The 11,177-nt window shown below is 67.0% G+C and carries 10 protein-coding genes and 1 pseudogene; all 11 read left to right on the forward strand.

Annotation, left to right across the window (positions count from 1 at the left end; genetic code table 11):
* The coding region (locus A4R44_RS40465; protein WP_232791997.1) for a DUF5753 domain-containing protein at nt 1-695 on the forward strand (695 nt) is incomplete at its 5' end.
* Between the two features lie 312 nt (nt 696-1,007).
* Complete coding sequence (locus tag A4R44_RS40470; RefSeq protein ID WP_232791998.1) at nt 1,008-2,576, forward strand: FtsK/SpoIIIE domain-containing protein; 1,569 nt, start codon at nt 1,008-1,010, stop codon at nt 2,574-2,576.
* On the forward strand, nt 2,573-2,959 hold the full coding sequence (locus tag A4R44_RS40475; RefSeq protein ID WP_067593462.1) for a hypothetical protein: 387 nt from the start codon (nt 2,573-2,575) through the stop codon (nt 2,957-2,959). Before A4R44_RS40470 ends, A4R44_RS40475 begins: the two co-directional genes overlap by 4 nt.
* A pseudogene (locus A4R44_RS40480) lies at nt 2,956-4,608 on the forward strand (replication initiator). The gene A4R44_RS40475 and the pseudogene A4R44_RS40480 overlap by 4 nt, the downstream one beginning before the upstream one ends.
* A gap of 17 nt (nt 4,609-4,625) precedes the next feature.
* Nucleotides 4,626-4,841, forward strand: a complete 216-nt coding sequence (locus tag A4R44_RS40485; RefSeq protein ID WP_067593465.1) for a helix-turn-helix domain-containing protein — start codon at nt 4,626-4,628, stop codon at nt 4,839-4,841.
* Nucleotides 4,842-5,294: 453 nt separating this feature from the next.
* The gene (locus A4R44_RS40490) at nt 5,295-6,119 is read left to right on the forward strand and encodes a site-specific integrase (RefSeq protein ID WP_067593468.1); all 825 of its coding nucleotides are present in this window, start codon (nt 5,295-5,297) and stop codon (nt 6,117-6,119) included.
* Nucleotides 6,120-6,319: 200 nt separating this feature from the next.
* Entirely contained in the window at nt 6,320-6,607 is a 288-nt protein-coding gene (locus tag A4R44_RS40495) for a hypothetical protein (RefSeq protein WP_067593471.1), read from the forward strand.
* On the forward strand, nt 6,604-7,434 hold the full coding sequence (locus A4R44_RS40500; RefSeq protein ID WP_067593474.1) for a hypothetical protein: 831 nt from the start codon (nt 6,604-6,606) through the stop codon (nt 7,432-7,434). Before A4R44_RS40495 ends, A4R44_RS40500 begins: the two co-directional genes overlap by 4 nt.
* Before the next feature lie 58 nt (nt 7,435-7,492).
* On the forward strand, nt 7,493-9,409 hold the full coding sequence (locus A4R44_RS40505; RefSeq protein WP_067593476.1) for a fumarate reductase/succinate dehydrogenase flavoprotein subunit: 1,917 nt from the start codon (nt 7,493-7,495) through the stop codon (nt 9,407-9,409).
* Nucleotides 9,406-10,158, forward strand: coding sequence for a succinate dehydrogenase/fumarate reductase iron-sulfur subunit (locus A4R44_RS40510; protein ID WP_067593478.1), 753 nt, complete (start codon nt 9,406-9,408; stop codon nt 10,156-10,158). Before A4R44_RS40505 ends, A4R44_RS40510 begins: the two co-directional genes overlap by 4 nt.
* Nucleotides 10,159-10,359: 201 nt before the next feature.
* A complete protein-coding gene (locus tag A4R44_RS40515; RefSeq protein WP_067593481.1) occupies nt 10,360-10,986 on the forward strand; it encodes a hypothetical protein in 627 nt (208 codons plus the stop codon).
* Nucleotides 10,987-11,177: the final 191 nt, after the last annotated feature.

The following is an 11,177-nucleotide window of genomic DNA, read 5'->3' on the forward strand; positions in this document are numbered from 1 at the left end:
TGGCGCGGGGTGTGTCGGGGCCGAGCTGGTTCTCGGCGGGGTCGCAGGCCGACCCGGCGCACTATACGACGTTGATCGCGCATGAGCGGGTGGCGACGTCGGTGACGGTGTGGGCTCCGCTGTTGGTGCCGGATCTGTTGCAGGTTCCGGATTACGCGCGGCTGGTGTTCGGTCCGGACTTGCGGGACAAGGAGAAGCTGGACCAGGTGGTGGAGAACCGGTTGGACCGCAACCGGATCGTGTTCGGAGCGGGCGCGATCCCGGCGCGGATGTTCATCGGGTCCGAGGCGCTGCGGAACCATTTCGGGGACGCCGAGGTGATGCTGCGGCAGATGCGGTTCCTCAAGGATCTGATCGGGATCTCGCGGGCGGTGACGATCCGGCTGGCTCCGAGTCAGGTCGTGACGCAGGGGGCGTTCAGTCGCTACACGATGAAGGACACCTCGGATGTCGTGTACTGCCCGCACCACGGCGCCGGGGTGTTCCTGGTCGGCAAGGAAGCGGCCCCGTACACGGGAACGATCGAACGGCTGGCGGAGGCAGCGTTGTCCCCGGCGGAGTCGCTGGCGCGGCTGTCGGTGGTGGTGGACCAGCTCCTGAAAGAGGTGAAAGCGCAGCGGCAGGCGACTGACGCCGGGCTGACTCAGCTCCTGACCGGCGAGGAACCAACCACCGACGAATCGAACACCGACTAGCCGGAAAACCTAAGCGGGTACTGAAAAAAGCGCACGGCGACGTGTGCTGTGTTCAACGCGCCCTTGAACGGGCGAAATTGTTCCGTATAAACGCAGAACCGGCCTCTGGCGACCAACCTTCCACCGGTTCTGCGCTGTCCACTGGGAAGTGAACAATGACGAACATAACCGGTTCTGGACGGCGTGCGTCAACGGGGGTCACCCGGACGCGCTGCGTCGCATGCAAAAAGTTCGCCCGTCTCGTGCTGGGCGAGAAGAAATGCGCGGCATGCCAAGGGATGCTGCCGCTCGACCTCACCGCGGCTGAGGGCGGTGAGCNGCGGCGCTGGCCTGGCGGTGCTGGTATGGGTGCTGGCCAAGCTGGGCCGGGCGTTCGCCGTGATCGCGGAAACCCTGGCCGCGCTGGCGATCCTCGGTCTTGCCTTCTGGGGCCTGCTGCGGGCGATGGGCTGGATTGTTCGGCAACTGGCCGCGCACTGGCGCACCTGCCTGGCGCTGCTCGCTTTGGGCGCGTGGTGGCGTTGGCTCGGCTGGCCTTCGCTGGCGATCACGGCGGGCTCTGTCGGGCTGGTGGCGCTCGTGTGGCGGAGCGGCTGGCCGATCGGATTCGAAATCTGGTGCGGGCGGTGGTGCCGAGCCTGGTGGCTGCGCTGGGCCGTCTACGGGCGCAAACTCCCGGGCTGGCTGCATGCCTGCGGGTTGACCGTGCGGGACGAAGCGATTCCCGTGGACGTCACGGTCAATCTGGTGTCTCGCCGTCGCAAGCGTGAAGCGGTGGTCCAGTCTCGGTGTGACGCGGGCGTGGCGTTCCCCCGTGTGTTGCGGGTCCGTTCTGGCCCGTCGTGGGACGAGGTTCGCGTACGCCTGGTGCCTGGCCAGACTCCGGAGGATTTCGGCGACGCTACGCGCGCTTTGGCGACGGCTCGGCGGGTGACGCGGGTGCAGGTGCGGGAGATCTCGCCGGACGTGGTGTCGGTGGACTTCATGCGTCGGGACTTGTTGGCCTCGGCCGTGTCCTGCCTTCCGCTGCCGGAGGTGGCCGAAGCGTCGGCGGTGGATTTGCGGCGGGTGTTCGCCGGTTCGACCGAGTACGGGACGGCCTGGCGGCTGCCGTTGCTTGGCGGGGGCGCGCACATCCTTGTGGCTGGTGCGTCGGGCGCGGGCAAGAACTCGGTCATGTGGTCGCCGCTGGTGTCGGCTNTGTCGGCTGCCCCGGCGATTCGGTCCGGGTTGGTGCGGGTGTCCGGTGTGGACCCGAAAGGTATGGAACTCGCCTACGGGCGCGGGATCTTCTCCCGCTACGCGGTGTCCGGTGCGGAAGCGCTGGAGGTGTTGGAGGCGCTGCGGGACGAATTGGAACGGCGCAAGCGGGCGTTCGCCGGACAGACACGGGAAGTGCCGCTCTCGCAGGACTTTCCGTTGGAGCTGCTGGAGTTTGACGAGCTTGCAGCTTTGACCCGCTATACCGACCGCAAGACGCGCGACGCGATCACCGAACACGTCTCGGTGCTCAACACCCAAGGACGGGCCACGCTGATCTCGGTGCGCGGCTACGTGCAGGATCCGACCAAGGAAACCGTTCCCGTGCGGGAGCTGTTCACCCGGCGGGTGTGTCTGCGGGTCACGTCCAAGTCTCAGGTGTCCATGGTGCTCGGCGACGGCGCGTACGAGCGCGGGGCGTGGGCCAACCGCATCCCCGAGAACACCCCCGGTGTCGGCTACGTGTGGGGCGAGGGTATCCGCGAACCGCTGCGCGTCCGGGCCGGATGGGTGTCTGACGCGACGGTGAAGGCGCTGGAGGACTACGTCACGAACGGCGGGGCTCAGGTGCTTGACCTTGCCCACAACCGTCGTGACGGCGCGGAAAGGGGGACGGCATGAACCGGCTGATGGTCTTCCTCGATGCGATCCGGGATCACCTTGATTCGCACGCGTTGCCTCCGGCTTGCTCGGTCGAGGTCACCACCTGGGCCGCGCCGGTCACCGTGGCTCTGGACGCCGACACCATGCCTGGCGTCGTGGCGGGATTGGCCACCTGGGCGGTGACCCTCGACGGGGCGCGGGTGAGCCTGTGGCGCACGCCGGACGGCGCACGGGTGCAACTGGAGCTGTCTGGGCGGACGCCGTGCGGCATCCCGGTCCGGGTCTACGGCGGAGTCCCGTTCGATCCGAGCACCTTCCCTGATCTGCCTCCGCCGACCGATCAGGAGCTGCCGGTGTGGCTGCTGCGGGAGTGGGCGCGTGCGGGAGAGGCAGCGGCATGACGACCTCTGCGCAGGAACCAGCTGGTCAGGCGCTGCCGGCCGGGGCGCGTCGGGAGCGAATCCGCGGTGCCCTTGCTGCCGACGTGGTGAAGGCGACGGCAGAGCAGCACGGGGTGTGCGTGCGGCCCTTCACTATGGAGGTCGCTGACACCGACACCGGGGAGCTGCGCTATGTCCCGGTGCCGTGCGGCTCGACAGTGGAATCGGTGTGTCTGCCCTGCGCCCGCAAGGCCAAGGCCCTGCGGCAGGCCCAGTGCCGGGAAGGCTGGCACCTGACCGAAGAACCCGTGATCACCCGCGCGGAGCCGACCGAGACTTAACGGGAGTTGCTGACCTACCGGGCGGACCTGGCCGCGCACTACCGGGAAGCGACGGCGGCCGGGAATGAGGTCGAAGCGGAGGAACTGCGGGCCGAAGTGTCCAGTGTAGACGTCGAGTTGCGGGAGTCGGGCATGACTGGCCGTCTGCCCGTGCTCGACCCACCCGCGAAACGGGCGGTGAAGCGGTCCACGCGGCGGCGGCAGGACACGCCGAACCTGCCTCGGAAGAAGGTCGCGAAAACCACTGTGGGAAGGGAGTTCGCGGGGTTCCGGCCGTCGATGTTCGTCACGCTCACTTGCGACACCTACGGCCGGGTGCGTCCGGACGGCTCGCCGGTCGATCCTGCTTCGTACGATTATCGGCGGGCGGCTCGGGACGCGGTGCACTTCGCGGCGCTGGTGGATCGGTGGTGGCAGAACCTGCGCCGGGTGGTCGGGTTCGAGGTCCAGTACTTCGCCACCGTGGAACCCCAGCGCCGGGCCGCGCCCCACCTCCATGCCGCGTTGCGGGGAGCGATCTCACACGACGTGATCCGGCTCGTGACCGAAGCGACCTATCACCAGGTGTGGTGGCCCAGCCACGACGTCATGGTCTACGGCGGAGACCGGAAACCCTTGTGGGAACCGGATGTGCGTTCTTTTGTGGACCCCGAGACCCGGGAACCGCTGACTGGCTGGGATGACGCGGTGTCCGAAGTGGAGGAACCGGCGCATGTCGTGCGGTTCGGGGAACAGGTGCACTCGAAAGGAATTCTCGGCGGCACCGAGGAAGCCGGGCGGCACATCGGCTATCTGACCAAGTACCTCACGAAGTCGACCGATGAAGTGGTCGACGCCGAGACTGCCGCGCAGCGTGATCACCACGACCGGTTGCACGCTGAGCTGGCGGTCACCCCGTGTTCGCCGCGCTGCCCCGTGTGGCTGCTCTACGGCATCAATCCCAAGGACGCAGGCGCGAAGACAACTCCGGGGCACTGCCGGGGGCGTGCACATCGACGGACCACTCTCGGGCTGCCGGGTCGGCGAGTGCTGGTGTCGCGCAAGTGGTCGGGCAAGACCGTGGCGGACCACAAGGCCGACCGGGTCGGGTTCGTGCTGTCCGCTCTCGCGGCTGTGGGGATCGAGAAGCCGCGTCCTGCGCCGGAAAAGTTGGTGTGGCGCAAGGTCGAGCCTGGCGACCCGCACTGTCCACCCCGGGATCAGCTCGTGATGCGCGCCATCGCTGAACGCCGCACCTGGAAGGCCGAGTACGAAGCGGCCCGGCTCGCTGCGTCCGGATCGCCACCTGAGCCGCCGGAAACTTCGGCAACTCCGGTGCTGGCGGCCTGACCTGGGAAGGGGGAGACATGAACAACAACTCGCGTGTGCGGCTGGTCAGTGTGGAGGGCTTGTGGAGCCCCGAAGATCTCTCCGCCTACCTCGACATTCCCGAGGACACGCTCAAGGACTGGCGTTACAAGAACTACGGCCCGCCGTGGCGGCGAATGGGCAAGCACGTCCGCTACCACCCCGACGCTGTCCGGGAGTGGCTCGACGGTCCCGAGACCATGCCTGCCGCATGAGGGGCGAGGGGGAGCAAATCTGATGGCACACATCGAAGATCGCTGGTTCCGGGACAAGGTCGATCCGGAAACCGGGGAAGTCGTGCTCAACGACAAGAAGAAGCCGCTTCAAGAGCGCACCGCGGATTACGGGAAAGGCATGCGGTACAAGGTGCGCTGGGTCAAGCCGGACAAGTCGGAGGCGTCCCGGTCCTTCCCGGACAAGAAGCTCGGTGCGGCGAAGGAGTTCAAGACCAATATCGAGAACGAGCTTTACGCGGGGGTGTACCGAGATTCGAGTGCGGGGAAGGAGGGTTTTCGGGCCTACGCCATGCAGGTGCTGAAGAGCCGTCCGCTTGGCGAATCGTCGTTGAACACCATGACGTCGCAACTGGACAAGTACGTGTTCCCGTTCTTCGGCGAGCGGAGTCTCGACATGTGCGAGAGTTCTGACCTTGCCCGGAAGTGGCTGGCGTGGCTCAACGACGAGAGCGGAACCTCTCGGGGACCTACCAGCGTCAGGTGTTCGACCTCGTGCTGTCCATTTGGGACGCTGCGGTGGTCGACGAGAAGATGCGGCTCAACCCGCTCAAGAAGGCGACCATTCCCCGGCCGAAGCCGACCACCAAGGAGGTTCAGGTCTGGCCTGAGAAGCGGGTGCACGCCATCGAGGAGGCCGTTGTCGAGCGGTTCAAACCGGCGGTGGTGATCGGGGCGGGCTTGGGGCTGCGACCGGGGGAGGTGCTGGCGTTCAGCCCGGACAACATCGACCGGGAGAAGATGGTCTACCGGTGCACTCGGCAGCTCGTGATGGTAAAGGGCGTGCAGAAGTTCAAGCTTCCGAAAGGACGGAAGGTGCGGGAGATCCCGCTCGGCTATGGCCTGCTGGAGAAGATCGACGCCTATCTTGAGGAGTACCCGCCCGTCGCGGTCACGCTGCCGTGGGGCGAGCGGGACGGGCAGGCGTACGAGACGGTCAATCTGCTCATGACCAAGCCGAGCGGCGTGCCGTACAAGAACCAGTCGTTTCACATGGGCGTGTGGCTGCCCGCGTTCGTGGCCGCCGGGCTGGCCTATGTCAATGACCGTGACGGCATGCACGCTCTCCGGCACCTGTTCGCCTCGCTGATGCTGTCACGCGGGGTGAGTATCAAAGAACTCTCCGCATATCTCGGGCACTCCAGCGAAGCGTTCACCCTCCGTGTCTATACCCACCTCATGGAGACCAGTTACGAGCGGGCGCGCGCGGCGATCGACAGCGTGTTCCGTCCGTCGGGAGACCTCGCGTCGGCGGCCTGAGTTGATCGGCTGACGTCCTGGTGACGTCCTGGACCCCACTTTCGGCCCCTATCTAGTCATAAATCCCCAGGTCAACCGGTACAGGATGCTTCCTTCTGGTAAATGTGCTACTTGTCACAGTGCACCGCGCGAGGCAGAGTCGTACTTGGCGACGTTGATCGTCACCCGAACTGCCGGTCCCACCACCAGGGAGGCTTCCGATGTCCACCACAGAGATCGCCGAACTCCGGCGCACCATCGGCCAGTTGCGGCAGTGCGTGGGCGCATTGCGATCGCGCTACGGCGACGCGTCCGCGGTGCGCCGGCTGGCCAACGACGTCGAGCGGCTCGACATCGACACCGCTGATCTGGACGGGCACCCGCCCGCTGTGCCTGCGCAGGCGAAACCCGCCGAACGCGTTCCTGTCCCGGATACTCCCTACGATCCGGCGCTGTGGAGCGGCGCTGACGACGAAGGTGTCGGTGGCTACAAGCGCGACCAGCGGTGAGCGCCCCCGCTGACAACGACGTCAGCCGCGCCCGCACCGGTGTTCGAGCGCCGGGGCGGGCGCGGCTCGCCGCCCGGACACTGCGCACCGACCGGTGGTGGCTCTCGCCCCTGCTCACTGTGCTGGGGCTGGCCACCTTTGTCGTTTACGCGACTGTCCGGGCATTCGTGCGCACCGCCTACTGGGTGCCCGAATACCACTATCTGACGCCGTTTTACTCCCCGTGCGTGTCCACCTCGTGCGTCCCGGGATCCAGCCACTTCGGGCACTGGTTCGGCGAGATGCCGTCCTGGCTGCCGCTCGGCGTGCTCGTGCTGCCGTTCCTGCTCGGGTTCCGGTTGACCTGCTACTACTACCGCAAGGCCTATTACCGCTCGGTGTGGTTTTCCCCGCCGGCCTGCGCGGTCGCCGAACCGCACGCGCGCTACACCGGAGAGACGCGGCTGCCGTTGATCGTGCAGAACGTGCACCGGTACTTCTTCTACGTCGCGTGCATCGTTTCGCTCGTCAACACCTACGACGCCGTCGTCGCCTTCCAGAGCCCCACCGGGTTCGGCTTCGGGCTCGGCAACGTGATTCTCGTGCTGAACGTCGTGCTGCTGTGGGCGTACACGCTCTCCTGCCACTCGTGCCGGCACGTCACCGGCGGGCGGCTCAAGCATTTCTCGAAACATCCCGTCCGGTACTGGATCTGGACGCAGGTCACGAAGCTCAACACCCGGCACATGACTCTCGCGTGGACGACGCTCGGCACGCTCGTGCTGACCGACTTCTACGTGATGCTCGTGTCCAGCGGCGCGATCTCGGACCTGCGATTCGTGGGCTGATCCCCGGAAATCCAGCAGCGCAAGGCAGTTCTCCCCAGCTCGTGAGGTGGCTTATTCCATGACCGAGGTCGAACGGCACAGCTACGACGTGGTGGTGATCGGTGCCGGCGGCGCCGGTCTGCGCGCGGTGATCGAAGCGCGCGAACGCGGTTTCAGCGTCGCGGTGGTGTGCAAATCCCTGTTTGGCAAAGCGCACACGGTGATGGCCGAGGGCGGCTGCGCGGCGTCGATGGGCAACGCGAACTCGAACGACAACTGGCAGGTGCACTTCCGCGACACCATGCGCGGCGGGAAATTCCTCAACAACTGGCGGATGGCCGAGCTGCACGCTCGGGAAGCGCCGGATCGCGTTTGGGAGCTGGAAACCTACGGGGCGCTTTTCGATCGCACTGCGGACGGGCGGATCAGCCAGCGCAACTTCGGCGGGCACACGTATCCGCGGCTCGCGCACGTCGGTGACCGCACCGGGCTCGAACTGATCCGCACTATGCAGCAGAAGATCGTTTCGCTGCAACAGGAAGACTTCAAGAAGTACGGCGACTACGAGGCCCGGATCAAGGTCTTCGCCGAATGCACGGTCACCGAGCTGCTGCTGGACAACGGCGCGGTCGCCGGGGCGTTCGGCTATTGGCGCGAGAGCGGGCGGTTCGTGCTGTTCGAGGCGCCCGCGGTCGTGCTCGCGACGGGCGGCATCGGCAAGTCGTTCAAGGTGACGTCGAATTCGTGGGAATACACCGGCGACGGGCACGCGCTGGCCCTTCGCGCCGGCGCGAAGCTGATCAACATGGAGTTCGTGCAGTTCCACCCGACCGGGATGGTCTGGCCGCCGAGCGTCAAGGGCATCCTCGTCACCGAGGGCGTGCGCGGCGACGGCGGGGTGCTCAAGAACTCCGAGGACAAACGGTTCATGTTCGAGTACGTGCCCGAGGTGTTCAAGGGCCAGTACGCCGACAGCGAGGGCGAGGCCGACCGCTGGTACACCGACCAGGAGAACAACCGCCGCACTCCGGACCTGCTGCCGCGCGACGAGGTGGCGCGGGCGATCAACTCCGAGGTCAAGGAGGGGCGCGGGTCCCCGCACGGCGGCGTGTTCCTCGACATCGCGAGCCGGTTGCCCGCCGAGGAGATCCAGCGGCGGCTGCCGTCGATGTACCACCAGTTCAAGGAACTCGCCGACGTCGACATCACCAAGGAGGCCATGGAGGTCGGCCCCACCTGCCATTACGTGATGGGCGGCGTGGAGGTCGACCCGGACACCGGCGCGGCCAGCGTCCCCGGCCTGTTCGCGGCGGGCGAGTGCTCCGGCGGCATGCACGGGTCGAACCGGCTCGGCGGCAACTCGCTGTCGGACCTGCTCGTGTTCGGCCGCCGGGCCGGTCTTGGCGCGGCGTCCTATGTGGACGGGCTTGCGGACCGGCCCGCGGTTTCGCAGTCCGATGTGGACGCTGCGGCCGCGATGGCGCTCGAACCGTTCAACCCGCCCGCGGACGGCACGCCGGAGAATCCGTACACGCTGCACACTGAGCTGCAGCAGTCGATGAACGATCTCGTCGGCATCATCCGCAAGGCCGGGGAAATCCGGCAGGCACTGGACAAACTCGCGAACATCCGGCAGCGGGTGGGACAGGTGACGGTGGAGGGCCACCGGCAGTTCAACCCCGGCTGGCATCTCGCGCTCGACCTGCGGAACATGCTGCTGGTGAGCGAATGCGTCGCCCGCGCGGCGCTGACCCGCACCGAAAGCCGCGGCGGCCACACCCGCGACGACTATCCGTCGATGGACGCGGAATGGCGGCACCGGCTGCTTGTCTGCTCCGCGCGGCCGGGTGACAACCCGCTCGTGCCGGACGTCGACGTGGCCGTGAAGGAACAGGTGCCGATGCGGCCGGACTTGCTTGAGCTGTTCGAACTCGACGAGCTGGGCAAGTACTTCACCGACGGCGAGCTGGAGACCCACCCCGGGAGGACCGCGTGAGCTACCAGGCGAAGTTCCGCGTGTGGCGAGGCGACGCGACCGGCGGCGACTTGCAGGACTTCACCGTGGAGGTGAACGAGGGCGAGGTCGTGCTCGACATCATCCACCGGCTGCAGGCCACCCAGGCCGCGGATCTCGCGGTGCGCTGGAACTGCAAGGCAGGCAAGTGCGGCTCCTGCTCGGCGGAGATCAACGGCAAACCGCGGCTGTTGTGCATGACGCGCATGTCGACGTTCACCGAGGCCGAGGTCGTGACGGTCACGCCGATGCGCACCTTCCCGGTGATCCGCGACCTCGTCACCGACGTGTCGTTCAACTACACGAAGGCACGCGAGATCCCGTCCTTCACCCCGCCGGAGGGGCTGAAGCCCGGCGAGTACCGGATGCAGCAGGTGGACGTCGAGCGCTCGCAGGAATTCCGCAAGTGCATCGAGTGCTATCTGTGCCAGAACACCTGCCACGTCGTGCGCGACCACGAGGAGAACAAGGAGAGCTTCGCCGGGCCGCGCTACCTCATGCGGATCGCCGAACTGGAGATGCATCCGCTGGACGTCGCCGACCGCCGCGACTCCGCGCAGGACGAGCACGGGCTCGGGTTCTGCAACATCACCAAATGCTGCACCGAGGTGTGCCCGGAAGGCATCCACATCACCGACAACGCACTGATCCCGATGAAGGAACGCGTCGCCGACCGCAAGTACGACCCGATTGTCTGGCTGGGAGACAAGTTGTTCCGGCGCAATCGGTGACCCAGCGGGCTCCGTCCGCACGAGGCCGCGGCGCCCGGGTTCGCGACCGCGGGCGTATTCAGTTGTGGTGGGGCGATAGGCGGTTCCTCCTCAGGCAGCGACAGCGGGCGTAATGGCATGGATCAGATACCGCCCGGCCGGGCGGTCGGGCGAGCGCCGGTACCGATGCCGACATGGGTATCGGCACTGGCACTGGCACCGATGATGAAACGGGACGCGCTGGCGGACCGCATCATCGAGGCGCTGGCCGTCTCGTGCCGCGGTTCCCGTGCGCAGCTGCGCGGTTCGCTGCGCACGGGAACCGCGGACGAGTACAGCGACATCGACGTCGAGTGGCTCGTGCCCGACGGGGGCCTGGCCGGCTGCCTGGCCTCCGTACGGGCGACGCTGGAGCGGGTGCAGCCGGTGGCGGCCGTCCGGACGGCGCCTGACTGCTTCCACTCGACGCGAAAGCGGTTGCTGTTCGTGCGGTTCGCTGAGGTTTCCTTGTTCTGGCGGCTTGATCTCGCCGTGCGCGAGGTTGGGGCCGGTCCGTGCGATCCGGCCGACCACGCGCGGGACGGAGAGTGGTCGAAGCCGGCCAGTGCGCTGGCCAACGCACTGGGAGCGATCAAGGCAGTTGCTCGCGGCCGCTACGACGATGCTCGCGGGCTCTTGTCACGGGGATGTTCTCGCATTGATGAGATCGACGTTAGCACGGGTTCCTGGGTCGAGGGCATCACTCGATTGGCTCGTGCCGCGGCGAGCCGGGAAGCGGAGCTTGCCACGCTGGCCGAAGAGACGATTTCCCTTGCCAGGGAAGAACTCTCCGGAAGGGAGGAGTCATGATCACCGGCGCTCGCGTGATCCCCGGCGGCAGAAGACGCGGTGCCGGGCCGGGAATTCCGGCGGGGCGTACTGGAACCCGGACACGGAGAAGCGGGCGGCGGCTGGTTCGTTTTCCGTTTGCCCCCAACGGAACTCGCAGCGCGCCCGACCGGCGGAGAACCGCGGCAGGAGTTCTGCGGGGGAGCCAAAGC

This window comes from Amycolatopsis sp. M39, from assembly GCF_001651785.1.
Classification (GTDB): domain Bacteria; phylum Actinomycetota; class Actinomycetes; order Mycobacteriales; family Pseudonocardiaceae; genus Amycolatopsis; species Amycolatopsis rubida.

What these genes read in the sequence shown, in the direction of transcription:
- A4R44_RS40495 (WP_067593471.1), top strand. Translation starts at nt 6,320, where the DNA reads ATGTCCACCACAGAGATCGCCGAACTCCGGCGCACCATCGGCCAGTTG.
- A4R44_RS40485 (WP_067593465.1), top strand. Translation starts at nt 4,626, where the DNA reads ATGAACAACAACTCGCGTGTGCGGCTGGTCAGTGTGGAGGGCTTGTGG.
- A4R44_RS40515 (WP_067593481.1), top strand. Translation starts at nt 10,360, where the DNA reads ATGATGAAACGGGACGCGCTGGCGGACCGCATCATCGAGGCGCTGGCC.
- A4R44_RS40475 (WP_067593462.1), top strand. Translation starts at nt 2,573, where the DNA reads ATGAACCGGCTGATGGTCTTCCTCGATGCGATCCGGGATCACCTTGAT.
- A4R44_RS40505 (WP_067593476.1), top strand. Translation starts at nt 7,493, where the DNA reads ATGACCGAGGTCGAACGGCACAGCTACGACGTGGTGGTGATCGGTGCC.